General features: G+C 71.8%; 21 protein-coding genes. 14 read left to right on the top strand and 7 right to left on the bottom strand.

Features of this window, described 5'->3' with window-relative positions; all coding sequences use genetic code 11:
• Window positions 1-32: 32 nt before the first annotated feature.
• From eda to edd, 3 genes are read right to left on the bottom strand one after another with little or no spacing between them, the layout of a single operon-like run.
• The gene (gene eda, locus ACRYCC_RS25225) at window positions 33-656 is read right to left on the bottom strand and encodes a bifunctional 4-hydroxy-2-oxoglutarate aldolase/2-dehydro-3-deoxy-phosphogluconate aldolase (protein WP_433815955.1); all 624 of its coding nucleotides are present in this window, start codon (window positions 654-656) and stop codon (window positions 33-35) included.
• 40 nt (window positions 657-696) lie between these two features.
• Window positions 697-1,680, bottom strand: a complete 984-nt coding sequence (gene glk, locus ACRYCC_RS25220) for a glucokinase (protein ID WP_433815953.1) — start codon at window positions 1,678-1,680, stop codon at window positions 697-699.
• Between the two features lies 1 nt (window position 1,681).
• A complete protein-coding gene (edd, locus tag ACRYCC_RS25215) occupies window positions 1,682-3,526 on the bottom strand; it encodes a phosphogluconate dehydratase (protein ID WP_433815951.1) in 1,845 nt (614 codons plus the stop codon).
• Window positions 3,527-3,673: 147 nt separating this feature from the next.
• Between edd and ACRYCC_RS25210 the strand changes: the two genes are divergently transcribed.
• The 6 genes from ACRYCC_RS25210 (at window position 3,674) to ACRYCC_RS25185 (ending at window position 11,156) form a co-directional block, all read left to right on the top strand.
• Window positions 3,674-4,849 carry an ROK family transcriptional regulator gene (locus ACRYCC_RS25210; protein WP_433815949.1) on the top strand — a complete coding sequence of 392 codons (1,176 nt, stop codon included), beginning with the start codon at window positions 3,674-3,676 and terminating at the stop codon, window positions 4,847-4,849.
• Between the two features lie 292 nt (window positions 4,850-5,141).
• Window positions 5,142-6,437: an ABC transporter substrate-binding protein gene (locus ACRYCC_RS25205; RefSeq protein WP_433815947.1), complete on the top strand. Its 1,296-nt coding sequence runs from the start codon at window positions 5,142-5,144 to the stop codon at window positions 6,435-6,437.
• Between the two features lie 72 nt (window positions 6,438-6,509).
• Window positions 6,510-7,517: a carbohydrate ABC transporter permease gene (locus tag ACRYCC_RS25200; protein ID WP_433815945.1), complete on the top strand. Its 1,008-nt coding sequence runs from the start codon at window positions 6,510-6,512 to the stop codon at window positions 7,515-7,517.
• Entirely contained in the window at window positions 7,514-8,377 is an 864-nt protein-coding gene (locus tag ACRYCC_RS25195; RefSeq protein ID WP_433815943.1) for a carbohydrate ABC transporter permease, read from the top strand. Before ACRYCC_RS25200 ends, ACRYCC_RS25195 begins: the two co-directional genes overlap by 4 nt.
• Window positions 8,378-8,506: 129 nt before the next feature.
• Window positions 8,507-10,108, top strand: a complete 1,602-nt coding sequence (locus ACRYCC_RS25190; RefSeq protein WP_433816059.1) for a glycoside hydrolase family 13 protein — start codon at window positions 8,507-8,509, stop codon at window positions 10,106-10,108.
• 10 nt (window positions 10,109-10,118) lie between these two features.
• On the top strand, window positions 10,119-11,156 hold the full coding sequence (locus tag ACRYCC_RS25185; protein WP_433815942.1) for a LacI family DNA-binding transcriptional regulator: 1,038 nt from the start codon (window positions 10,119-10,121) through the stop codon (window positions 11,154-11,156).
• A gap of 30 nt (window positions 11,157-11,186) precedes the next feature.
• Here ACRYCC_RS25185 and ACRYCC_RS25180 read toward each other — a convergent pair whose 3' ends face one another.
• Window positions 11,187-11,888 (bottom strand): SDR family oxidoreductase, encoded by a 702-nt coding sequence (locus ACRYCC_RS25180; RefSeq protein WP_433815940.1) that lies wholly within the window; start codon window positions 11,886-11,888, stop codon window positions 11,187-11,189.
• Window positions 11,889-11,989: 101 nt separating this feature from the next.
• Here ACRYCC_RS25180 and ACRYCC_RS25175 point away from each other — a divergent pair, with 101 nt between their 5' ends.
• The 3 genes from ACRYCC_RS25175 (at window position 11,990) to ACRYCC_RS25165 (ending at window position 15,714) form a co-directional block, all read left to right on the top strand.
• Window positions 11,990-12,460: a winged helix-turn-helix transcriptional regulator gene (locus ACRYCC_RS25175; RefSeq protein ID WP_433815938.1), complete on the top strand. Its 471-nt coding sequence runs from the start codon at window positions 11,990-11,992 to the stop codon at window positions 12,458-12,460.
• Window positions 12,461-12,537: 77 nt separating this feature from the next.
• A complete protein-coding gene (locus ACRYCC_RS25170) occupies window positions 12,538-14,244 on the top strand; it encodes a serine/threonine-protein kinase (RefSeq protein ID WP_433815936.1) in 1,707 nt (568 codons plus the stop codon).
• A 105-nt stretch (window positions 14,245-14,349) separates the two neighbouring features.
• Complete coding sequence (locus ACRYCC_RS25165; RefSeq protein ID WP_433815935.1) at window positions 14,350-15,714, top strand: hypothetical protein; 1,365 nt, start codon at window positions 14,350-14,352, stop codon at window positions 15,712-15,714.
• An 8-nt stretch (window positions 15,715-15,722) separates the two neighbouring features.
• On the opposite strand, the gene ACRYCC_RS25160 is transcribed toward ACRYCC_RS25165, so the two are convergent.
• On the bottom strand, window positions 15,723-16,655 hold the full coding sequence (locus tag ACRYCC_RS25160) for a DUF6777 domain-containing protein (RefSeq protein WP_433815933.1): 933 nt from the start codon (window positions 16,653-16,655) through the stop codon (window positions 15,723-15,725).
• Window positions 16,656-16,848: 193 nt separating this feature from the next.
• Between ACRYCC_RS25160 and ACRYCC_RS25155 the strand changes: the two genes are divergently transcribed.
• Together ACRYCC_RS25155 and ACRYCC_RS25150 are read left to right on the top strand one after the other, a co-directional pair.
• Window positions 16,849-17,703 (top strand): siderophore-interacting protein, encoded by an 855-nt coding sequence (locus tag ACRYCC_RS25155; RefSeq protein ID WP_433815931.1) that lies wholly within the window; start codon window positions 16,849-16,851, stop codon window positions 17,701-17,703.
• A 153-nt stretch (window positions 17,704-17,856) separates the two neighbouring features.
• Window positions 17,857-18,372 carry a hypothetical protein gene (locus ACRYCC_RS25150; protein ID WP_433815929.1) on the top strand — a complete coding sequence of 172 codons (516 nt, stop codon included), beginning with the start codon at window positions 17,857-17,859 and terminating at the stop codon, window positions 18,370-18,372.
• 45 nt (window positions 18,373-18,417) lie between these two features.
• Here ACRYCC_RS25150 and ACRYCC_RS25145 read toward each other — a convergent pair whose 3' ends face one another.
• A complete protein-coding gene (locus ACRYCC_RS25145; protein WP_433816057.1) occupies window positions 18,418-19,350 on the bottom strand; it encodes a TauD/TfdA dioxygenase family protein in 933 nt (310 codons plus the stop codon).
• Window positions 19,351-19,527: 177 nt separating this feature from the next.
• Between ACRYCC_RS25145 and ACRYCC_RS25140 the strand changes: the two genes are divergently transcribed.
• Both ACRYCC_RS25140 and ACRYCC_RS25135 read left to right on the top strand, forming a co-directional pair.
• Window positions 19,528-20,535 carry a transporter substrate-binding domain-containing protein gene (locus ACRYCC_RS25140; protein WP_433815927.1) on the top strand — a complete coding sequence of 336 codons (1,008 nt, stop codon included), beginning with the start codon at window positions 19,528-19,530 and terminating at the stop codon, window positions 20,533-20,535.
• On the top strand, window positions 20,502-21,620 hold the full coding sequence (locus tag ACRYCC_RS25135; protein WP_433815926.1) for a hypothetical protein: 1,119 nt from the start codon (window positions 20,502-20,504) through the stop codon (window positions 21,618-21,620). Before ACRYCC_RS25140 ends, ACRYCC_RS25135 begins: the two co-directional genes overlap by 34 nt.
• Window positions 21,621-21,632: 12 nt before the next feature.
• Here the strand turns inward: ACRYCC_RS25135 and ACRYCC_RS25130 are convergent, their stop codons facing one another.
• A complete protein-coding gene (locus ACRYCC_RS25130; protein ID WP_433815924.1) occupies window positions 21,633-22,829 on the bottom strand; it encodes an MFS transporter in 1,197 nt (398 codons plus the stop codon).
• A 325-nt stretch (window positions 22,830-23,154) separates the two neighbouring features.
• Here ACRYCC_RS25130 and ACRYCC_RS25125 point away from each other — a divergent pair, with 325 nt between their 5' ends.
• A complete protein-coding gene (locus ACRYCC_RS25125; RefSeq protein WP_433815922.1) occupies window positions 23,155-23,514 on the top strand; it encodes a hypothetical protein in 360 nt (119 codons plus the stop codon).
• The last annotated feature ends 84 nt before the right edge of the window (window positions 23,515-23,598 follow it).

Here is a 23,598-nt window from a genome sequence, read left to right as displayed (position 1 = left end):
GGACCTTACGGTAGTGACCCGGGCCGGCCGGGTCAGGAGCGCAGGGCGGCGGCCTTCCGGGCGAGGTCCTCGATCCGGTCCCAGTCACCGGCCCGCACCAGGCCGGGCGGGGTGAGCCAGGAGCCGCCGACGCAGCCCACGTTGGGCAGCGCGAGATAGCCGGCCGCGCTCTCCGGGGTGATGCCGCCGGTCGGGCAGAACGTGACCTGCGGCAGCGGTCCGCCGAGCGCCCGCAGGTAGGCGGCGCCGCCGGCGGCCTCGGCGGGGAAGAACTTCATGGCGGTGATGCCGTGTTCCAGCAGGGCCAGCGCCTCGGACGCCGTCGCGACCCCGGGCAGGAAGGGCAGCCCGCTGCCGGTCATGGCCTCACGCAGCGGGCCGGTGCAGCCGGGGCTGACCAGGAACCGGGCACCGGCGCCGGCCGCGTCCCGGACCTGGCCGGGGGTGGTGACGGTGCCGGCCCCGACCACGGCGTCCGGCACCTCGGCGGCGATCCGCTCGATCGCCTCCAGCGCGGCGGGGGTACGGAGCGTCAGCTCGATCGCGGGCAGCCCGCCCGCCACCAGCGCGCGGGCCAGCGGGACCGCGTGCCGCGCATCCTCCAGCACGACGACCGGTACGACCGGGCACAGCTCCATCAGTTCACGGGCGTTCACAGCACGGCTTCCCAACGGGGGACGGGGTTGCGGGAGCGGGTCACACCGTCTCCAGCGTGGACAGGCGGTCGCCGAGCCAGGCGGCGGCCCCGGCCAGCGCCGGGGTCGGGGCGACGATGAGCAGGGTGGGGATGGCCCGCAGGTAGTCCGCGACCGCGGGCGACTTGGCCTCGAACCGGCGGCGGAAGTCGCTGTGCTCCAGGGTCTCGGCGATGCGCGGGAGGATGCCGCCGCCGAGGAAGACCCCGCCCCGGGCGCCCAGGGTGAGCGCGGCGTTACCGGCGAAGGAGCCGAACAGCGCGCAGAACATGTCCAGCGCCTCGGCGCACAGCGGGTCGGTACGGGCGGCGCAGATCTCACCGGCGGTGAGGGGCTCGGCGGCCACCCCGTGGACGGTGGCGAGCAGCCGGTGCAGCCGGGACAGGCCGGGCCCCGACAGCACCAGCTCGGCGTGCGCCGATCCGTGCTCGGCGCGCAGCAGGCGGACCACCTCGATCTCGCCCGGCGTCTCGTAAGGCAGGTCCGCGTGACCGCCCTCGGCGGCGATCGGCACCCAGCCGCCGCCCACCGGGACCAGCCCGGCCAGCCCCATCCCGGTGCCGGGCCCGAGCACGGCCACCGGCAGTTCCGGCCGGCGGGTGCCGCCGCCGATCGCCCGCAGGTCGGCGGGGCCGAGGGAGGGCAGGGCGCGGGCCAGCGCCATGAAGTCGTTGATCAGCTCGAGGTGCTCGAACCCGAGGTCGGCGCGGATCTCCGCAGTGGTGCCGGACCAGTGCGCGTTGGTCATCCGGAAGGCGCCGCCCCGGGTCGCGGCGGCCACCGCCACGCACCCCGCGGTGGGCCGCACGCCGGCGTACCGGGAGAGGTAGGCCCGGGCGGCCTCGGTCAGCCCCGGGTGGTCGGCACAGGACAGCACCTCGATGCGGGAGGGAGGCGCGCCCGGCGCCTCGACCAGCCCGAAGCGGGCGTTGGTGCCGCCGATGTCGGCGACCAGCCACGGCCGTTCGGCGGAGGGGGCGATCATCTCAGAAGACCCGTGCCCCGCGCTCGGCCGGTCCCACCGCCTGGCGGAAGGCGGCGAACAGCTCACGGCCGGTGCCGGCCCACTCGTCGCGCCCGAGAGCACCCCCGATGGGCTCTCGGGCGGCGAACTCCTCGTCCGGCACCAGGACCTGGAGCTTCTCCGCGTCCACGTCGAACCGGATCACGTCCCCGTCCCGTACCCGGGCGAGCGGCCCGCCCGCGGCGGCCTCGGGCGAGACGTGGATGGCGGCGGGCACGGCGCCGGACGCGCCCGACATGCGCCCGTCGGTGACCAGCGCGACCCGGTGCCCCCGGTCGAGCAGCACCGACAGCGGCGGGGTCAGCTTGTGCAGCTCCGGCATGCCGTTGGCGCGCGGCCCCTGGTAGCGGACGACCACGACGACGTCCCGGTCGAGCTCCCCGGCGGCGAACGCCTCGTGCAGCCCCTCCTGGTCCTCGAAGACCCGGGCGGGCGCCTCGACCAGCCGGTGGTCGCGGGAGACGGCCGAGACCTTGGCCACCGCGCGGCCGAGGTTGCCGTCGACCATGCGCAGCCCGCCTTCGGGCGCGAACGGTTCGGCGGCCGGGCGGAGCACGGCGGGATCGCCGCTGTGCTCCGGTCCCGGCCGCCAGCTCAGCGTGCCCGAGAGCAGCCGCGGGATGGCGCGGTACTCCCCCAGTCCCCCGCCGCCGACGGTCCGCACGTCCTCGTGGAGCAGCCCGGCGCCGAGCAGCTCCGAGATCAGGAAGGCGGTACCGCCGGCGGCGTGGAAATGGTTCACATCCGCCGACCCGTTCGGATAGATCCGGGTCAGCAACGGGGTCACCGTCGACAGGTCGGCGAAGTCGTCCCAGGTCAGCTCGATGCCGGCGGCTGCGGCGATGGCGACCAGGTGCAGTGTGTGGTTGGTGGAGCCCCCGGTGGCCAGCAGCGCCACCACGCCGTTGACCAGGGCCTTCTCGTCGACGACCTCGCCGACGGGGGTGTAGGTGCCGTCCGCGTGGCCACGGCCCGGCACCCCGAGGGCGGTCAGCTCGGTCACCCGGCGGCCGGCGGCGGCGGTGAGCGCCTCGCGCAGCGGAGTGCCGGGCGGTACGAAGCTCGCACCCGGCAGGTGCAGCCCCATGACCTCCATGAGCATCTGGTTGGAGTTGGCGGTGCCGTAGAAGGTGCAGGTCCCCGGCGAGTGGTAGGAGGCGGACTCGGCCTCCAGCAGCCGGTCACGGTCGACCTTGCCCTCGGCGTACAGCTTGCGGACCCGGCTCTTCTCGTTGTTGGGCAGCCCGGAGCTCATCGGGCCGGCGGGCACCAGGACCACCGGCAGATGCCCGAACGACAGCGCCCCGATCACCAGGCCCGGCACGATCTTGTCGCAGACGCCGAGCATCAGCGCGCCGTCGAACATGTCGTGCGCCAGAGCGACCGCCGTGGCCATCGCGATGAGGTCCCGGCTGTAGAGGGACAGCTCCATGCCGGCCCGGCCCTGGGTGATGCCGTCGCACATGGCGGGCACGCCGCCGGCGAACTGGGCGACACCGCCGGCCTCGCGGACGGCCTCCCGCAGGATGTCCGGGTAGTCCTTGAACGGCTGGTGGGCGGAGAGCATGTCGTTGTACGACGACACGATCGCGATGTTGGGCTTGACCTGACCGCGCAGCCCCAGCGTGTCGGCCGGCCCGCAGGCGGCGAGGCCGTGCGCGAGGTTGGCACAGCCCAGCGCGCCACGGGCCGGGCCCTGCGCGGCCGCCGCCCTGATGCGCGCCAGGTACGCCGCGCGAGTCGTGGCGCTGCGGCCGGCGACGCGCTGCGTGACCCGTTCGACGACGGGATGCAGGGGGTGCGACATCGAGAGGCGCTCCGTGGGTGGGGGGCTGACATCAGGAAACTAGCGGTACATATGAAGTCGGACAAGACCTCTTATGAAGGAAACCTTACATAAGTTTCCGATTTCAATGCCTCGACCTTCCTAAGTCGACCGTGGTTCACTGTTCGGATGCCCCGACGTCCCTCCACCAGCGGTGAGGTCCTCCGCCTCATCCGTGAGGAGGGCGTGGCCACCCGCGCCGAGCTGGGCCGGCTCACCGGGCTGTCCCGGCCGGCCGTTGCGCTGCGGGTCACCGAGCTGATCGCGCACGGCCTGGTCACCGAGCGCGCGGACGGGCCGTCCACCGGCGGGCGCCCGCCCGCCCGGCTGGACTTCAACGCCGCCGGCGGGGCCGTGCTGGTCGCCTCGCTGGGGCACACCCACGGGCATCTCGCCGTCTGCGATCTCGCCGGCGAGATCCTGGCGCACCAGGCCGCGGACCTCTCGCCCGGTCCGGGACCGCAGGCCGTCCTGTCCGCGATCCTGGACAGCTGGCAGGGCCTGCTGGCCAAGGCCGGCCTGGAGCCGGGCGCTGTGCGCGGAGCCGGGATCGGCATGCCCGGCACGGTGGAGTTCGCCGCCGGCCGGGCCCAGGACCCGCCGGTCGTCCCGCCGTGGGGGCGCCCCGGCGGGGCGGTCGACGTCCGCTCGCTGGTGGCCGAACGGTTCCGGACGCCGGTCTACGTCGACAACGACGTGAACGTCATGGCCCTGGGCGAGCACCGGGCCCGGCTCCGCGACGGCACCGAGGACCTGCTGTTCGTGAAGCTGTCCACCGGGATAGGCGCCGGGGTGATCGCGGGCGGCCGGATCCAGCGCGGCGCGCTCGGCGCGGCCGGCGAGATCGGGCACATCCCGGTGCGCGACGCGGACCGGATCCAGTGCCGGTGCGGCAACGTCGGGTGCGTGGAGACGATCGCCGGCGGGGCCGCGCTGCTGGCCCGGCTCGGCCGGGCCGCCGACCTGACCGGGCTCGCCGCGCTCGCCCGGGCCGGGGACCCGGAGGTGGTCACGCTGGTACGGCAGGCGGGCCGCCAGATAGGCGAGGTCATCGCCGCCGCCGTCAACCTGCTCAACCCCGCCGTGGTCGTCCTCGGCGGTGACCTCGCCGGAGCGTACGAGCCGCTGATCGCGGGCGTGCGCGAGGTGGTCTACCGGCGCTCCACCGCGCTGGCCACCCGGCAGCTGCGGATCGAGCCGAGCCGGCTCGGTGACGAGGCCGGGCTGCTCGGCTGCGCCACGCTGGTGCTCGACCGGATCCTCGCGCCCGAGGCCGTCGACACCGCCCTCACCGCGAGCCTGTAACACCTCGCCCGGCTCGCCGGAAAAACCCTGAAAGCCATGCAAGACCATGCAAGGCCGTGCAGAGCGTGCGAGCCGTACAGGCGGTCACGCCGTCCCCGGCGTGCCTCCCGTGCCCCTTTGTCAGGCCTGGATGACGGATGTGTAACAAGACTTGCAGCATCTTTCAGCAAGTCGTTTACACACCTGAAATCCGTTGCTAATGTCCCCGCCAAGTCGCCCCACGTCAGCACTTGTGCATGACATCTGGGGACAGCTCTGGGGTCGCGCACGACCCCTGATCGAGGAGGACGCTATGCGGCGCACCCCCATGGCCGGTCTGGCAGCCGGCCTTGCGCTCGCGCTCGCCGCCTGCGGCGGCGGCAGTGACAGCAAGACCACGGCACAGCCGACCAGTGCGGAACTGAGCGGCCGGGGCCCGATCACCTTCGTGACCGGAAAGGACCTGTCGGGCAACCTGCAGAAGCAGATCGACACCTGGAACGGCCAGCACCCGACCGAGCAGGCCCGGGTCATCGAACTGCCCGAGGACGCCGACTCCCAGCGCCAGCAGATGGTGCAGAACGCGCAGACCAAGTCGGACGCGTACACCATCCTCAACCTGGACGTGGTCTGGACGGGTGAGTTCGCCGCCAACCGCTGGGTGACCGAGATCCCCAAGACCCAGGTCGACCTGTCGAAGTTCCTGGCTCCGACCGTCTCGACCGGGCAGTACCGCGACAAGCTGTACGCCGTGCCCTCGGTCTCCGACGGCGGCCTGCTGTACTACCGCAAGGACCTGCTCGACAAGGCCGGCGTCAAGGAGGCCCCCAAGACGTGGGCCGAGATGTTCGCCGCCTGCGACAAGGTCAAGGGGCTGCCCGAGGCCAAGGGCGCGAGCTGCTACGCCGGGCAGTTCGACAAGTACGAGGGCCTGACCGTGAACGCCTCCGAGGTCATCGGCGGCGCGGGCGGCTCCGTGCTGGACGCCGCGGGCAAGCCGACCGTCAACACCCCGCAGGCCAAGCAGGGCCTGGACTTCCTCGCGGACGGTTTCAAGAAGGGCTACCTCCCCAGGGAGTCCCTGACCTACAAGGAAGAGGAAGGACGCCGCGCCTTCCAGGGCGGCAAGCTGGTCTTCCACCGGCAGTGGCCGTACCAGTACGCCCTGGCCCAGAAGACCGACGGCTCCTCCAAGGTCGCGGGCAAGTTCGCGGTCGCCCCGCTGCCCGGCCTGACCGGCCCCGGCGCCTCCACCCTCGGCGGGCACAACCTGGCGATCTCCGCGTTCGCGAAGAACAAGGCCACGGCCCTGGACTTCATCAAGTACCTCACCGGTGAGGACACCGAGCGGGCCAACCTGCTGGCCACCTCGCAGGCCCCGGCCGTGGCGTCGCTGTACGACGACCCGGAGCTGGTGAAGAAGTTCCCCTACCTGCCGACGCTGAAGGCCGCCATCCTGAACGCCAAGGCCCGGCCCGTGGTCGTCAAGTACAACGACGTGAGCACCGCCATCCAGGAGGCCGCGTACGCGGTCATCACCGGCAAGCAGACCTCGGACCAGGCACTGAACGAGCTGCAGACCAAGCTCGGAACGCTGATCCAGCCCTAGCCGAAGCCGGACCGCACCGTGGCGGGGCGCCGCCGTACCAACGCCCCGCCACGGTCGTCGAGGAGTGACCGTATGGCGACCATCATCGCGAAAAAGCCCTCCGGCACCGCGCCGGACAGCGGCGGGCGCCGGGCCGGACGCCGCGACGCCCAGGGCACGGGCCGGCTCAGCGCCCTGCTGCTCTCCCCCGTCTTCCTCGTCCTCGCCCTCGTCGTGGGCTACCCCGTGCTGGCCGCCTTCCGGGAGTCGCTCTACCAGCACCGCGAGGGGCTGGACTCCAGCGGCTTCGTGGTCAGCGGCGACAAGTTCTCCGGGCTCGGCAACTACACCGCCATCTTCACCGGCGACAACGCGCACGCCTTCTGGAACGCGTTCTGGAACACCACGTTCTTCACCGTCACCCAGGTGGGCGTCGAGACGGTGCTCGGCGTCGCGATGGCCCTGATCATGCAGCGCGCCTTCCGCGGCAAGGGGCTGATCCGGGCGAGCGTCCTGGTGCCGTGGGCGATCCCGACCGCGGTGTCCGGGCTGCTGTGGCGCTGGGTCTTCCAAGCCGACGGCATCGCCAACTCCCTCATCGGGCAGAAGGTGCTCTGGACCACCGAGGGCTTCCACGCCAAGGTCGCCGTCATCATCGCCGACACCTGGAAGACCGCGCCGTTCGTCGGGCTGCTCGTGCTGGCGGGACTGCAGATGATCCCGCGTGAGGTCTACGAGGCGGCCCGGGTGGACGGGGCCTCCGCCTTCCAGCAGTTCCGGCGGATCACGCTGCCGCTGGTCAAGCCCGCCCTGATGGTCGCCGTGCTGTTCCGGCTGCTGGACACGCTCCGGATGTTCGACCTGCCGTTCATCCTCATCGGCGCGCACAAGGAGTCGGTGGAGACCCTCTCCATGCTCGCCCTGTACGAGGCCTCCAACCTGCGGTACGGGCTGGGCGCGGCGTACGCGACCGTGCTGTTCGTCTACATCGCGGTCATCGCCTACGTGTTCGTCAAACTGCTGGGCGCCGACATCATCGGGCAGGCCCGGACCACCGGGCCCAGGAGACCGCTGCTGCGCCGGACGAAGGTGAGCCCATGAGCACGCTGCCCGCCCCCACGCCGACGGCCCTCTGGACCGGCAGGATCCGGCGCACGCTGCCGTACGCCGGCGTGGTCCTGGTGGTGGGGTACTGCCTCGCCCCGTTCTACTGGATGATCGTGTCGGCCTTCCGTCGGCCCGCGGACCAGTTCGACAACTCCGTGGTGCCCGCGCACTGGTCGCTGAAGAACTACACGGCGGTGTTCCGGCCCGGCAACGGTTTCGGCCGGTCCCTGGTCAACAGCGTGATCGTGGCCGGCACCACCACCGTGCTGGTGCTGGTCATCGGGATCTTCGCCGCGTACGCGCTGGCCCGGCTGGACTTCCGGTTCAAGAACGCCACGCTCGCGCTCATCATCGCCACGACGATGTTCCCCGGCATCTCGCAGGTCGTGCCACTGCTCAAGGTGTTCACCGACATCAAGTGGATCAACACCTACCAGGCGATGATCGTGCCCAGCCTGGGGTTCGCGCTGCCGCTGGCCATCTGGAACCTGACCGTGTTCTTCCGGCAGCTTCCCTTCGAACTGGAACAGGCCGCGATGGTCGACGGTTGTACCCGCGGTGAGGCCTTCCGGAAGATCATCATCCCGCTGGCCGCGCCGGGCGTCTTCACCACCGCGATCATCACCTTCATCGCCGCGTGGAACGAGTTCCTCATCGCGCTGACCATGGTGAACAAGAAGGAGATGACCACCGCCACCGTGGCCATCTCCAAGTTCACCGGCTCGTCCGGCTTCGACCAGCCGTTCGGCACCCAGATGGCCGCAGGGGTCATCGTCACGGTGCCGCTGGTGATCGTGGTCCTCATCTTCCAGCGACGCATCATCGCGGGCCTCACGGCCGGCGGCATCAAGTAACTCTGCCGCTCGTATGCCGATATCAGGGATATCAGGTATGAACCACGGGGGATTCTCTTGACTCAGCACATCGGCTTCGCCCCTGCGCCCGCGCAGGACCGCGCCGCTCCGTACCCCTCCGTCAGGGGGGTGGCCGCGGACGCGGCGCCGACCCGGTGGTGGCGGGACGCGGTGATCTACCAGATCTACGTCCGCAGCTTCGCCGACAGCGACGGCGACGGGATCGGCGACCTGGCGGGGGTCCGCAGCCGGCTGCCGTACCTGGCCGGGCTGGGGGTGGACGCGCTGTGGCTGACCCCCTTCTACCCGTCGCCGATGGCGGACTTCGGCTACGACGTGGCCGACTACCGCGACGTGGATCCGATGTTCGGGTCGCTGGCCGACGCCCGGGCGCTGATCGAGGACGTCCACGCGCACGGTCTGCGGATCATCGTCGACGTCGTGCCCAACCACACCTCCGACCGGCACCCGTGGTTCCGGGACGCCCTCGACGCGGGGCCGGGCAGCCCCGAGCGCGCCCGCTACCTGTTCCGCGACGGCACCGGTCCGGACGGGTCGCTGCCGCCCAACGACTGGGAGTCGGTGTTCGGCGGACCGGCCTGGACCCGGGTCCCCGACGGCCAGTGGTACCTCCACCTGTTCGCGCCCGAGCAGCCGGACCTGGACTGGGAGCACCCCGAGGTGCGGTCGGAGTTCGACGACGTGCTGCGGTTCTGGCTGGACCTGGGCGTCGACGGATTCCGGATCGACGTCGCGCACGGCATGGTCAAGCAGGCCGGGCTGCCGGACGTCGGGCACCACGACCAGATCAAGATGCTGGGCACCAACGTGCTGCCGTACTTCGACCAGGACGGCGTGCACGAGATCCACCGTGGCTGGCGCCGCCTCCTCGACTCCTACGGCGGGGAGCGGATCGGGGTGGCCGAGGCCTGGGCGCCGACGGCCGAGCGGCTGGCGAACTACGTCCGTCCCGACGAGCTGCACCAGGCCTTCAACTTCCACTACCTCAGCGCGGAGTGGGAGGCGGGCAGGCTCCGTGCGGTCATCGAGGAGTCGCTGGCCACCGCCGGGTCGGTGGGCGCCCCCACCACCTGGGTGCTGTCCAACCACGACGTGCAGCGGCACGTCACCCGCTACGGCGACGGCGAGACCGGCCTGCGGCGGGCCCGGGCCGCCGCGCTGCTGACCCTGGCGCTGCCCGGCTCCACCTACGTCTACCAGGGCGAGGAGCTCGGCCTGCCCGAGGTGCTGGACCTGCCCGAGGAGTTCCTCCAGGACCCGCAGCGGGCCCGCGACCCCGAGTCCGGCCGGGACGGCTGCCGGGTGCCCATCCCCTGGTCCGGCGAGGAGCCGCCGTACGGCTTCGGGCCCGGTTCGAGCTGGCTTCCCGCGCCGGCGCACTGGCGGGAGCTCTCGGTGGCGGCCCAGTCGGCCGAGCCCGGCTCGACGCTGCGGCTCTACCGGGCGGCGCTGGGCATCCGCCGTGACCACGAGGCCCTCGGGGACGGCGCGCTGCGCTGGCTGGACGGCCCGCCCGGCACGCTGGTCTTCGCCCGCGGCCGGTCGTTCGCCTGCGCGGTCAACCTGGGCGAACGGCCCGCGCGGATCGCGATCACCGGGGAGCCGGTGCTGGCGAGCGGGCCGGTCGAGCGGGACGGCGACCACCTGATCGTCGCGCCGGACGCCGCCGTGTGGACCATGTCGCCGAAGGACCAGGTCGATGGAGGGTAAGTTCAGACACATGACGACACGCCTCGCCGACCTCGCGGCGCACGCCGGGGTGAGCGAGGCCACCGTCAGCCGCGTCCTCAACGGCAAGCCCGGGGTCGCCGTCACCACCCGGCAGGCGGTGCTCACCGCGCTGGACGTCCTGGGCTACGAACGCCCGCCCCGGCTGCGCCAGCAGCGGGCCGGGCTGATCGGGCTGATCATCCCCGAGCTGACCAACCCGATCTTTCCCGCGTTCGCCCAGGTCATCGAGAACGCGCTGGCGATGGCCGGATACACCGCCGTGCTGTGCACTCAGACCCCCGGCGGCATCACCGAGGACGACTACACCGAGCTGCTGCTGGAGCGCGGCGTCGCGGGGATCATCTTCGTCAACGGGCTGCACGCCGACTCACGGTCGGACCGCTCCCGCTACACCCGCCTCACCGACCGCGGCCTGCCGATCGTGCTGCTCAACGGCTACCGCACCGACATCGAGGCGCCGTTCATCTCCAACGACGACTTCGCCTCCCTGGAGATGTCGGTGGGGCACCTCGCCAGCCTGGGCCACCGGCGGATCGGGCTCGCGGTCGGCCAGGAGCGGTTCGTCACCTCGATCCGGCGGACCGAGGGCTTCCGGCACGGTATGGCCCAGCACGTCGGCATGACCGAGGTCGACGACCTCATCGTCAACACGCTGTTCACCATCGAGGGCGGCCAGGCGGCCGCTCAGCAGCTGCTCGACCAGGGCTGCACCGCCATCTGCGCGGGCAGCGACATCATGGCGATCGGGGCGATCCGCGGGGTCCGGCAGCGCGGGCTGCGGGTGCCCGAGGACGTCTCGGTGGTCGGGTTCGACGACTCCCTGCTGACCGCCTACCTCGACCCGCCCCTCAGCACCATCCGCCAGCCGGTACGCGACATGGGGCTGGCCGCGGTGAGCAGCCTGCTGGACGAGATCGGCGGGGCCAAGGCACCGCGCACCGAGCTGCTCTACCGCCCCGAGCTCGTCGTGCGGCGGTCCACCGCGCCCGCTCCCCCGGCCGAGCTGTCCGTGGTCGCCGACGGCTGACCGCCCCCTGAGCCCGCCGTCGCCGGCAGGTCAGGGCAGCTGCGGGTAGAGAACCTTGAGGTCGGCCGCGAGCCCGGCCTTCACCTGCCGGCTGAGATCGTCGGCGAGGACCTCCCCGAGACCGGCCTCGATGCCGTCGAGGGCGTCGGCGGCGACCGTCGCGGGGTCGAGCTTGGGAGCGTCGACGTTGACGGTCATATCGGTGTCCATGTAACCGACGTGCAGGGCCGTCACCGAGATGCCGAGCGGCGCCAGCTCCAGCCGGAGCGCGTTGCTCATCGCCCACGCCGCTGCCTTGGCCGCGCTGTAGGCGCCGAGGTGCGGCAGGTGTATCCAGGACAGCACGGACAGGACGTTGAGAACGCCCCCGCCGCCGTTGGCGGCCAGCACGGGCGCGAAGGCGCGCGTCATGTCCAGGGTGCCGAAGTAGTGCGTCTCCATCTCCCTGCGGATCTCGGCGAGATCCCCGTCGAGCAGACCCGTGCCGGTGGAGATGCCCGCGTTGTTGACGAGCAGCGTGGCGTCGCCCGCGACGGCCGCGGCGGCGGCCACCGACTCGGGGTCGGTGATGTCGAGGCGGAGCGGCTGCACGCCGGGCAGGTCGACCGAGGCCGGGTTGCGGGCTCCCGCGTAGACCTTCGCCGCGCCGCGCGCCAGCAGGCCCTCGGCCAGGTGCCGGCCGAAACCGCGGTTGGCTCCGGTGACCACCGCGACGGAATTCTTGATGTCCATGTCTTGTCTCCTGGTCCGTACCTGCTCGAGAACTGCGTTGGTTTTTCCAACCTAGCCTGCTGACTATGGATTGGCAACTCAGCACTGGTAGACTGTAGGGCATGGGTGCTGCCACGAGCCGAGGTCCACGGGCGGAGCCGACATGCTCGATCGCCCGCACGCTGGAGGTCGTGGGCGAGCGGTGGACCTTCTTGATCCTGCGCGAGGCCCTGTCCGGCCTCACCCGGTTCGCCGACTTCCGCGAGGCGCTGGGCGTGGCCCCGGACGTGCTGAGCGACCGGCTGGCCACCCTGGTGGCGGCCGGGGTGCTGGAAAAGCGGCCCTACCGCGAGCCCGGCTCGCGGGTCCGGTTCAGCTATCACGTGACGCCGGCCGGGGCCGAGCTGCGACTCGTGCTCGGCGCCCTCCAGCAGTGGGGTGACGAGCACCGGCCGCACCCCAACGGGCCGACCGTGGTCCGCCGCACCACCGATGACGACCGGCCCGTCCGGGTCTCCTTCGTCGACGACACCGGCACGGCCGTCCCCCTCGAGCGCGTGGCGTTCACCAGAACGGCCGCCTACCCGTCCTGATCCACACCTCGTGACGCGGGCTTGGGCGGATACTGATCTCTACGCTGCCGGGCAGAGCGGTGCGCAGGGAGGCGTCGATGGACGCGTGGCGGGTGGCCGGTTTCACCGAGTTCCACGAGCTGGGCCGGGGCGCGCAGGGCCGGGTGGTGCTGGCGCGCCACGACGACTCCGGGATGCCGGTCGCGATCAAGTACGTCTTCTCGGTGCGGTCGATCGAAGGTTTCCGCAGGGAGGCGCGGCTGCTGCGGACGGTCGAGAACCCGCACGTGGCCAGGTTGTACGACTACGTCGAGCAGCCCGGCTCCGGGGCAGCGATGATCATGGAAGCGGTCGACGGCGTCTCGCTGCGCGTCGTGCTGAACGAGCACGGGGCGCTGGAGCCGGTCGCCGCGCTGCTGGTGCTCAAGGGGTCGCTGCTGGGGCTCGCCGCCGCGCACCGGGTGGGCGTCGTGCACCGCGACTACAAGCCCGCGAACGTGGTCGTGCGCGGCGACGGCCGGAGCAAGCTCATCGACTTCGGGATCGCGACCCCGGCCGGTGAGAGCTCCCCGTACGGAACGCCCGCGTACATGGCGCCGGAGCAACGGCGGGGCGCGCCGGGGACCCCGGCCACGGACGTGTACGCGGCGACCGGGGTGTTCGCCGAATGCCTCACCGGGCAGCCGCCCTCGACCGGCCCGTTCCCGATCGACCGGATCCCCGAGGGCCTGCGGGCACTCGTCCTGCGCGGTATGGCCGAGGACCCGGCGGCCCGTCCGGCCGGTGCGGCCGAGTTCGTCGCCGAACTCGAGCGCGCGGCCACGGCCGGGTACGGCGACGACTGGGAGGATCGCGGGCTCGCGATCCTCGCCGGCACGGCGGCCGCGCTGTCCGCGCTGTTCCCGCTGGCCGCCGCGCTCGCCGCGCCGGGCGCGTCCGGCGCCGCCGGCGGCGCCACCACCGCCGGCGGCGCGGCCGCACACGCGGGCCGGTGGGGGGTGGCAGGCAAGACCGCCGGCGCCGTCGCGGGGGTGGCGGTGGTGGTCGCCGGCGCGGCGGCCGTGGTGAAGACGACCGGCTCGGCCCGTCCGAAGCCCCCGGTGACGAGCATCGCGGCGCCGGTCTCCGCCGCTCCGATCGCCGTCAGGCTGAACTCGCTGAACCAGACCCTGACCGACCCGGCGATCCGGGTGCAGCGCGCGCAGTACGCCCAGGTGAGCGGGGTGCCCGACGCTGCCGTACAGAAGAAGATCAATCAAGCGCTGCGGGCGCCGCTGGACGGTGTCATCAAGCAGATCCAGGAGATCAACGGCGGGCCCGGCCCCACCACCGGGACCCCCGCGGTGATCAGGGCGACGGCCCGGATCGGAGTGCGCACCGACACGCTGCTGTCGGTCTCCAACGTGGTCGGGGGCGAGGGCGCCAACGCGGGAGGCAGCGGGTTCACCTTCCAGCGAGCGGTCACCGTCGACCTGCGCACCGGCCGGGAGCTCGCCGCGCGCGACATCTGGTCGCCGTCGACGCTGACCGCACGGGGGATGACGACGCTCAAGAGCCGGCTGGCGGTCCGGACCCCGGCCCGGTGCACCGGCCTGCCCGTCAGGCTCGACGACTTCCTGCCCGGCCGCGGCTCCGTCCGCGACACCGCGTTCTTCGCACCGGGGAGGATGGAGCTCCTCATCGACTGGCAGACCTCTTCGTTCGCCCCCTGCACCGACGAGCCGGACATGATCCTCACCGCGCCGCTCGCCAAGGTCCGCGACCTGCTGAAGCCCGACTTCGCCGCCCGGCTGCCCGCCGGCTGAGCGGCCCTGCCGACGGCCGTAAGTGGCCACCGCCCTATCCCAAACCGACTGGTCGGTATGTGATGTGGGGACGATTCGGGGCCTGCACGAGACCGGGAGGCCGCCATGCGCTCACCCATCCGCCACCTCGTCTCCCTCGCCGCGGCGGCCGTGCTCACCGCCAGCGCAGCGGGGGCCGCGACCTCGGCCCGAGCCGACGGGGGCACTCCCGGCGGAAGCCCGCTGCCCGGCTACACGATCGTCAACCCGCCGCTGGCCCCGGCGATCGTGCACGGGGTCGCGTCACGGGTGCTCCAGGGCGTCCACCACCATGCCGCCTACGACATCGAGGTCCCGCCGGGCTGGAACGGGCGGCTGGTGCTCTGGGCGCACGGGTACGCCGGGCAGGGCAAGGTCCTCACGGTCTCGCCGCCGCCGTTCGGGCTGCGCGGGCTGCTGCTCGACCAGGGGTACGCCTGGGCGGCGTCGTCGTACTACGACAACGGTTACGACGTCCGCGCCGGCGTGGTCAGCACCCGTGAGCTGGCCGTCCTCTTCGGCTCGAAGGTGGCTCCGCCACGGCAGCGGCTCATCGTCGGGGCCTCGATGGGCGGCCACGTCATCGGCCGCTCGCTGGAGCAGTATCCGGGCTTCTACGCCGGGGCCATGCCGATGTGCGGGGTGCTCGGCGCCGACGACCTCTTCGACTACCTGCTCGACTACCACCTCGTCGCGCAGGACCTGGCCGGCATCCGCGCCTACCCCGCGCCCCCGGACTACCTCACCGCCACGGTCCCGCGCATCCAGCAGGCCCTCGGGCTCACCGGCCTCACCCCGACCGGCCCGGACACCACCAACGACCTCGGGAAGCAGTTCCGCGCGATCGTCGCGAACCGTACCGGCGGAACCCGCCCCGGCTTCACGCCCTCCTTCGCGGTCTGGAAGGACTACGTGTTCACGCTCGGGGCCCCGGCGACCGGCACCACCCTCGCCGAGGACCCCGGCCGGGTGGCGACCAACCTGTTCACCCGGTACGCGCCGAACTCCCCCGTCGACGTCAACGCGACCGTACAGCGCGTCATGCCCGCCGACCCGGCGGCCCGCCTCTCGCCGCGCCTGTCCCAGGTACCGCTGATCCAGGGCGCTCCGCGGGTCCCGGTCCTGAGCCTGCACGGCCTCGGCGACCTGTTCGTGCCGTTCTCCATGGAGCAGATCTACGCCTCCCGGGTGGCCCGGCACCACCAGTCCGGCCTGCTCGTGCAGCGCGCCATCCGCACCACCCAGCACTGTGAGTTCTCCCCCACCGAGGCCGCGACCGGCTGGAACGACCTCGTCCGCTGGGTCGGCACCGGGCACCGCCCGGCCGGTGACGCCGTCTCCGATCCGTCGGCCGTGGCCGGGCCCGACTTCGGCTGCCGCTTCAGCGACGCCGCGGCGTACGCCGCCGAGGCGGGGACCCGCCGGCTGTACTCCGCCTGCCCGGCCGGCTGAGGCACCTCTCAGCCGGTGACGGGCGGTGAGCCCGCCGCGCCGGGACCGGGGCTCCCGGGCGGCCCTGACGGGTCGACCGGTCCCGGAGGGGTGATCGTGGGCGTCGGAGTCGCCGTGCCGCCTTCCGTCGGGGCCGTGCCGGAGGGGGTCGGCGACGCGGCGGGGATCATCGGGTCCGGTTCGGCGACGGGTTCCGGCGGAGCCTCCACGGGCGTGCCGTCTACGGTGCCGCCGGTGCCGACCGGCCGGGAGAAGGCGGTCCCCGTGCCCGGCTGGACAAGCTGGAGCGAGGTGACCTTCCTCGCCGGCTTCCGGACCCGGACGGCCCGCTCCCGCTTGAAGCCCCAGTTCCTGGAGCCCTTCGGCACGGTGATCTCGACCTCGTGGTCGAGCTTGACCGTGGCCTCGGTCAGCGGGTTCCCGCAGTTGCACTTGACCAACGGAACTCCGCCGTCGTCGACGAGGACGGCGATGCCGGCCTGCAGCACCGCCGAGACGGCGTTCGCCTTGCCCCCCTTGAACCCGTGGTTCGTCACGAGGGTGTCCCGCCTGAGGATCACGGGGGTCAGCCTGCGGATGAACGCGGAGATCTGACTGACCTTGATCTTGTGCGCGCCGGCCCAGGCCTTCGCCTTCGTCGGGTTGCGGCCGAGGAACTTGATCAACTTGGCCGGGTTGCATGTGGCGGCCCTGCGGGTGCCCCCGTAGAGCCCGGGCGCGTCACCGTCGATCGCCCCGCCACGAGAAGCGGAGGACGAGATGTGGACGTCGGCGCCTTCGTCATCGAAGAAGGCGTCGATGCCGCGGTCGGCGACCGCCAACAGGACGATCTGAGCCGCCTGCTTGGCGACCACGCCGCATCCGGAGACGGCGAGCGCGACGGCGATCAGGATAGGAAGAACACAGCGGCGCATGGACAGGCCCTTTCTGGTCGCATCCACGCTGCGGGATCGGCACGTGCGGCGCATGAGTAGTCCCCTACTCATCCGGTCGCGCGGCTCGAAGGCCGGTCCGCACGGGACGGACGGGCGCCGGTGGCCGAAGGAATGATCGCGACCGGGCTCCGCGTTGGTCTACCGTGACGAGAGCGACTCAGGGTTGCCTAATCAACGCTGGACCGATCCGGAGGCACCGATGAGCACCAGGCCGGAACGCCGCAGGCCCAAGCTGAACCGGGCGCGGGTACTGCGCACCGAGCGGATCACCCCCCACATGATCCGTGTGGTGCTCGGCGGGCCCGAGCTCGCCGGGTTCGGCGCGGGCGACTACACCGACCACTACGTCAAGCTCCAGTTCCGGCGGCCGGGGGTGGACTACCCGGAGCCGTTCGACCTGGAGGTGATCCGCCAGAGCCTGCCCCGCGACCAGTGGCCGCTGACGCGCACCTACACGGTGCGCGGCTGGGACCCGGGCGCGCTGGAGCTGACCATCGACTTCGTGCACCACGGCGACAAGGGCGTGGCCGGCCCCTGGGCCGCGGCCGCCCGGCCGGGCGAGGAGGTGCTGTTCCTCGGCCCCGGCGGCGCATACGCCCCCCGGGCGGAGGCGGACTGGCATCTGCTGGCGGGCGACGAGAGCGCGTTGCCGGCCATCGCCGCCTCGCTGTCGCGGATCCCGGCGGGGTCACCGGCCCGGGTGTTGATCGAGGTCGAGGGGGCGGCCGACGAGCAGCCGCTCGACACCCCCGCCGACGCCGAGATCGTGTGGTTGCACCGCGACGGGGCACCGGTCGGCGAGGCCCTGGTGAAGGCCGTACGCGAACTGGAGTTCCCGCCGGGCGTCGTGCACGCGTTCGTGCACGGCGAGGCCGGCTTCGTCAAGGAGCTGCGCCGGCATCTGCGGGTCGAGCGCGGGTTGCCGCTGGACGTGCTGTCGATCTCCGGTTACTGGCGGCACGGCGCCGACGAGGACGGCTGGCGGTCCGCCAAGGCCGACTGGAACCGGCAAGTCGAGGAGCAGGAGGCCAGGGAGACGACCCGGACCGGCTGACCCCCGGGACGTGCGGGCGGCATGTCCGCTCATCTCCCGCGCGGCCCGCGACGGGGCACATGCGAGTCTCCGCCTGGAACGGACGATCAGTCGGTAGTGACCCGGGTGCCGGCCACCGTGCACATCGCGTGTACGCGATCCGTGAGGTGAGAGATGAGCAGTGCCCCGTCCAGCGCGGACAGCGGCGAGCCGGCGTTCCCCCGGCGCACCTCCGGGCGCCGGGCGAGCGTGCCGGGCCCCCCGGCGGGCCCCGCGCGCAGGGGCACCAGCGGCGGGCTGCTGGTGGCGACCGGCGCGGTCATCGTGCTGCTCATCATGCTGCCCTCCCTGCTCGACCGGATGTTCACCCTCGACCAGTCGGATGTGCACGGAGCCGCCGACGCGGCCGCGTACGAGCTGGAACGGACCCCCGTCAAGGGCCTGGGCCTCTACAGCTTCGACATCCAGCGGGCGCTCGCGCAGGGCACCCGCGGCAGGCGTGGCAGCCTCGCCTCGGAGCTGCGGGTGGAATCGGCCGGTGCGGACTCCCGGGGCGACCTCTACCAGATCACCAATTCGGACGGCGACCACCCGGTCTGCCTGGCGGTGAGGGTCGACATCGCCCTGGGCGACGCCGGCCCGTCGTTCCCCACCACGTCGGTCACCGACGGCCGCTGCCGGCCCGCCTGATCCCTCCCGGCCGGCCGGCGCGATGGAGTACGCGCGCGCCGTCCGTCAGTGGCCGTCAGTGGCCATCGGTTCGGCGGGCCGGGGCGGGTCGCCGGCCGTGGTGGTCCGGTGCAGGACCCGCTGCGCACCGGCCGGCAGTCGCGCCGCCCGGTGCATCACCCTGGCGTTGTCCCAGATCACGACGTCATCGGTCCGCCACTGGTGGCGATGGACGAATCTGTCCTGGGTGGCGTGGGCGTGGAGCTCCTCGACGGAGATGTCCGAGGGGGTGCCGTCCTCGGATTCGATGCGCGCCAGGCAGAGCTCGCTGAGGTAGAAGGCGGGGGTTCCGCTCTCCGGGTGGGCGCGTACGACGGGATGACGTACCGGCGGGAAGAGGGTCGCGTAGTCGGCCTGGATCGGCTGGTCATGGACCTCGGCGCGCAGCCGGGCCAGCCTGTCGTAGGAGTGCACGCCGACCGCGCCGGCGAGCCCGGTCTTCCACGCGGCCGGAGCCTGCCGATAGGCGCCGACCATGTCGGCGAAGAGCGTCTCGCCTCCCCCGGAGCCGATCAGGCTGCCGTACAGGATGGTGTAGCGGCTGGGCCGCAGATGGAACGAGCGGTCCGTATGCCAGTGCTGGTTGCCGACCACCGGGGTGTCACCGGTGTTGTGGACGACCAGGATGTCGACACTGTCGGGGTGATGGTTGCGCTGGTCGGACGCCGGCTCGATCTCCCCCAGCAACCTGGTCAGGCCCACGTGTTCCTTGGGGGTCAACCGCATTCCCCGGATAAGGACGATCGAGTGCGTGAGGAGTGCGCGCCGAATCACGGCGGCGATACTTTCGTGCACGGCGGGACCGGTGTAATCGGCGACCTCCGCGACGAAGCTTTCCCGTTGTGTTGATACGCCTGATGACACAGCGGTCCCCTTGTTTCTGCCTTGTTTCGGTCGCCAGTCGAGTGAATTCCGGATTCGCGAATACGCGGGACACATAAAACAGTAGCAGATCAACTTTACCGCATATATATTGGCGGTCCGCACCCGAACACGGGTGGTGACTTCCCGAGCGAGCGAGTACGAGCGTCCTCCATTCCAGGAAGGGCGTGCCCCGTACCCGCAGCCGACCGGAATGACCCATAACAATTGGTATGTCCGAAGGGTGGTGATCTGGTGAGCCAGCAATCTCCTGATCAGCAACCCGCCCACCGCGGCCGGCGGTGGCGGAACGTCCGGCCGGTCCCCGCGTTACGCCTCGGAGCCCTGCTGGTGCTGCTGGTCGTCGCCGCGGCCGTCATCATCGTGACCGTACAGCGGCAGGGGCCGCCGTCCCGGCACGATCTCCTGGAGCAGGCCGGGCTCATCGGCAAGCAGGAGCTGTTCATCGGCGTCAAGAACGACCACCCCGGAATGGCCCTCTACGACAGCAGGACCAAGCGGTACGCCGGTTTCGACATCGACATCGCCTACATGGTCGCCGGGGACCTGGGTTTCCGCCCGGACCGGGTGCGCTTCCTCGCCATCGAGACCGAGGACCGCGCCCGCATGCAGGCCCGCGACGCGGACGGCAGGTTCATGACGGTCGACCTGGTCATCGCCACCTACAGCATCACCGAGGAACGCGAGAAGATACCGACGGTCAGTTTCTCGGCGCCGTACCTGCGGACCGAGCAGACCATCATGACCCGCGCGGGGGTCGAGCCCTCGGAGGCGCTGTCGGACTTCCGCGGTCAGCGCGTGTGCACGACGGCGACGTCGACCAACGTGGGGCCGGCCGCCGATGCGGGGATGAAACTGTTCAACAGGAACAGTGCCGGGAAGTGCGCCGACGGGCTGCTCCGGGGTGAGTTCGACGCCGTGGCGTCCGACGCGGCCATTCTCGCGGGATACGTCGCGCAGCACCCCAAGGAGCTGCTCCTGCACGACATCGGGCTGGACACCCTGGAGAGTTACGGCATCAACACCGGCGAGAACGCCGCGCTGACGAAGCTGGTCAACCTGTCGCTGTACAAATCGCGGAACGACCCCCGGGACCGCCGGTGGGAGGATGCCTACGCCCGCAATCTGGCCCCGGAGCAGGAGGCCGCACAACCTCAGCAGGTCGCCATTTCCGAACAGCCCCCCGTTCCCAAGGTCAAGATCCGTGAATGGCCCTGGGAGGCGGAGGGCATGGCTCCCTGACCCCCGGCGGCCCGGTACCGGAGGCGGCGCAGCCGGCAGTGCGGCCGGCGGGGCGCACCGACCGCGAAGAGATGTGGAACGGCATGGCGGAGAACGGCGAAAGGGAGGGCGGTCAGCAGTGGCTGCTGACCGTGCTGCCCGCGTTCCCCCTGATCCTGCTCATCCTGCGGCTCTGGTACCTCAGCGGCCAGGACCTGCAGACCATGCTGATGCTCGTCCAGTACGTCAGCCCGCTGGGGCTGGTCAGCACCCTGCTGATCACGCTGATGTGGTCGGCTCCGGTCGTCATCCTCGTCGCCCGGGCCCTCGGCGCCCTGCTGAAGGCGAGCGCGCCCGACGCGACGGACTCGTGGCTGGTACGGCTGAACATGCGCATCCCGGACTGGGTCGTCGTGATCGTCGGGCTGCTCGCCGCCTTCATCTGGCAGCTGCGCTTCCTTCCCGCGTTGCTGATGCTCCTGCTGGCGATCCTCGGGCTCGAGGTCCGGGCCCGGTACGGCACGCGCAGCCGGCTGGTCCGGTCGGTCTGCGTCGTACTCCCCCTCGTCGCCGCGGCGGCCGCGTACACCTGGCTCGCCCAGGCGATCGTCGACGCGTTCCGCATCGGCGAGACCCTCACCGCGCTGACCCTGCTGCTTCCGCCCGGTCTGGCGGTGCTGTTCACCGGCCCCATCCCCGAGTGGCTGGCCAGGCCGGTGACGCACTGGACGGCCCTGGGCGGAGCGCTGCTCGCGCCGCTGGTGATCAGCGCGATCTTCCTGCGCGCCCCGGTGCTGCCGACCGTCGCACTGGAGATCGACGAGGATCCACAGGACCAGAAGCCGGCCACGGTGCTGATCGGCGAGGTGGCCGCCGTCGACGACACGATGACCACGATGCTGGACTCGCGCGGAGGGCTGCAGTTCGTACCGAACGGGCAACTGCGGTCCAAGGTGCTCTGCCCGGCCAACGGCCGGCCGCCCTACAGCGAGATCCGCGTGCACGGGTGGCAGGTCGAGCGGACGATGCTCAACTGGATAGCGCCCCGCCATCGGCAGGACCCGCCCGACCCGCGCTGCCAGGGCCGCAGCCTGCTCCTTAAGTAGGAAGCCGCGGGATCAGACCGTGACCGGCTCGGGGATGCCCGGCCCGGCCGGCTGGGGCGCGCGGCGCCAGAACGGAATGGCGAGGGCGACGAGGAGCAGACCGGCGAGGCCGGCGAGTGCGAAGGACCAGCGGGTGCCGTAGGCGTCGATGATGTAGCCGCTGATGGGGCCGGAGACGGCCAGGCCCAGGGTGAGGGCCGTGCCGTGCAGGCCCATGGCCTCGCCCCGGGCCGCGGACGGCACCCACTGGCTGAGGGTGTCGACCGTGGCGGACAGGGCGGGCGCACAGAGGATCCCCGCGGGGATCACGGCCAGGCAGAGCAGCCGCCAGTCGCCGACCAGGGCGACGGGCACGGTCAGCGCGGCCATGGCGCCGACCATGACCAGCGGGGAGATCGCCCGCGACAGCGTCCCGTACACGAAGCCGCCGAGCAGCGACCAGAAGCACCACAGCCCGATCACCAGGCCGGTCCACCGTGCGGCGCTGTCGGCCTTGAGGACCGCGACCAGGCTCAGCTCGGTCGCGATCAGCACGAAGGTCGCCGCGAAGGCGATCCCGAGCAGGGACAGCAGGGCGGGCGTCAGCCACTGCCGGCGCGGCACGGCCGTGGCGGCGACGGTGTCGTCCTCGGCCCGGGTGGGAGGGTTCAGCACCAGCAGCGCCACCCCGGAGCCGACCAGGCCGACCCCGATGCCGGCCATGGTCCAGCCGCTGCCGACCACGGTGGCGCAGGCGACCGCGATTGCCGGCCCGATCATGTACGCGACCTCGACGACCATCGAGTCGAGCGCGAATCCGGTACGGCGCTGCCCGGCCGGCACGGCCGCCGCGATGCACTGCCGGATCAGGCCGAACACCGGGAGCGACAGCGCCCCGCCCAGGACGGCGCCGCCGAGCAGCAGCCAGTAGGGCAGGAACGGGGCGGACACCCAGAAGGCCACCTGGGTGACTGTGGTGACCGCGATCACGGGCCGGAGACCGTGCCGGTCCACGAACCGCCCGGCGATCGGCGAGCCGACGGCGATGCCGACCGTGGCGGCCGCGCCGACCAGGCCCGCCTGGAAGAAGCCGAGCTTCAGGCCGTTCACCACGTGCAGGGTCAGGGTTAGTCCCGAGGCGGTCACCGGGATCCGGGCGACCAGCCCGACGATCATGAGCGCCCGTACGCCCGGGATCGCCAGCACCCGCCGGTAAGGCTCGACAGTCATTTGGTTACTTACCTCCGCCGGACATTGTGGCATCCACCAGCGACATTCCCGACTCCCCCGGCCCTCGGGCGGCTGCCGGCCGGAACGCTGAGCGGACCGGCGTTGCACGTCAAGGCGTACGAGAGAGGCGTCGACCCGCTGGGGCCGCGCGGCGCGCTCGTGGAGGTGGCCGGCCGGGCTTCCCCTCGCTGGGCTTGCCGAGGCCGCGCACCGTGTCACGGTCCGAGGCGTAGGCCATACAAACCAGAAGAAAGGCACTCCGATGGACGACGATTTCGACGCAGAGCGGACTCCGAGTTTCTATGACCGGGAGGAACGTTCATGGATGCTGAGGACAGCGTTGAGCATGGTCATGAACATCGCCGGCCTCACGGACGAGGGTGTTCGCAATGACGTCAGGAGGGCCATCCCGTCCCTGGTCGTCGACGCGATGATCAGAGATCTGGCGCCCGTGGTGAGGACGAGCTTCCTCGCCGAGGGCGACCGCCGCTTCCTTCGCATCGAACTCGGTGCGGACCCCGACGCGGCCGACGACGCTGGGCAGCCGTGGACGCCCGACGGCCTCTACCGCTCCCGGCCGACGTTCATGCGCTCGGCCCGCCGCACCTGGGTCGACTTCGAGGTACCGGCCGGACACGGCGTCCGTATGAACATCGTGTCCCAGTTCGAGTTCAGGTCCGAGTAACACCGACCCGTCCACCGTGACACACCACGGTGGAACAACATCCGGCCGGCCTCGATCCCCCATGGGATCGAGGCCGGCTCTCTG

The sequence above is a fragment of the Actinomadura scrupuli genome, from assembly GCF_050971785.1.
GTDB classification, from domain to species: domain Bacteria; phylum Actinomycetota; class Actinomycetes; order Streptosporangiales; family Streptosporangiaceae; genus Actinomadura_E; species Actinomadura_E scrupuli.
Note: the sequence above shows the minus strand (reverse complement) of the source record. Positions and strands in the feature narration are given on the sequence as shown.

Coding starts and splice junctions, on each gene's coding strand:
- glk (WP_433815953.1), bottom strand. CDS start 1,680: ATGATCGCCCCCTCCGCCGAACGGCCGTGGCTGGTCGCCGACATCGGC.
- edd (WP_433815951.1), bottom strand. CDS start 3,526: ATGTCGCACCCCCTGCATCCCGTCGTCGAACGGGTCACGCAGCGCGTC.
- ACRYCC_RS25210 (WP_433815949.1), top strand. CDS start 3,674: ATGCCCCGACGTCCCTCCACCAGCGGTGAGGTCCTCCGCCTCATCCGT.
- ACRYCC_RS25205 (WP_433815947.1), top strand. CDS start 5,142: ATGCGGCGCACCCCCATGGCCGGTCTGGCAGCCGGCCTTGCGCTCGCG.
- ACRYCC_RS25200 (WP_433815945.1), top strand. CDS start 6,510: ATGGCGACCATCATCGCGAAAAAGCCCTCCGGCACCGCGCCGGACAGC.
- ACRYCC_RS25195 (WP_433815943.1), top strand. CDS start 7,514: ATGAGCACGCTGCCCGCCCCCACGCCGACGGCCCTCTGGACCGGCAGG.
- ACRYCC_RS25185 (WP_433815942.1), top strand. CDS start 10,119: ATGACGACACGCCTCGCCGACCTCGCGGCGCACGCCGGGGTGAGCGAG.
- ACRYCC_RS25180 (WP_433815940.1), bottom strand. CDS start 11,888: ATGGACATCAAGAATTCCGTCGCGGTGGTCACCGGAGCCAACCGCGGT.
- ACRYCC_RS25175 (WP_433815938.1), top strand. CDS start 11,990: ATGGGTGCTGCCACGAGCCGAGGTCCACGGGCGGAGCCGACATGCTCG.
- ACRYCC_RS25170 (WP_433815936.1), top strand. CDS start 12,538: ATGGACGCGTGGCGGGTGGCCGGTTTCACCGAGTTCCACGAGCTGGGC.
- ACRYCC_RS25165 (WP_433815935.1), top strand. CDS start 14,350: ATGCGCTCACCCATCCGCCACCTCGTCTCCCTCGCCGCGGCGGCCGTG.
- ACRYCC_RS25155 (WP_433815931.1), top strand. CDS start 16,849: ATGAGCACCAGGCCGGAACGCCGCAGGCCCAAGCTGAACCGGGCGCGG.
- ACRYCC_RS25150 (WP_433815929.1), top strand. CDS start 17,857: ATGAGCAGTGCCCCGTCCAGCGCGGACAGCGGCGAGCCGGCGTTCCCC.
- ACRYCC_RS25145 (WP_433816057.1), bottom strand. CDS start 19,350: ATGTGTCCCGCGTATTCGCGAATCCGGAATTCACTCGACTGGCGACCG.
- ACRYCC_RS25135 (WP_433815926.1), top strand. CDS start 20,502: ATGGCCCTGGGAGGCGGAGGGCATGGCTCCCTGACCCCCGGCGGCCCG.
- ACRYCC_RS25130 (WP_433815924.1), bottom strand. CDS start 22,829: ATGACTGTCGAGCCTTACCGGCGGGTGCTGGCGATCCCGGGCGTACGG.
- ACRYCC_RS25125 (WP_433815922.1), top strand. CDS start 23,155: ATGCTGAGGACAGCGTTGAGCATGGTCATGAACATCGCCGGCCTCACG.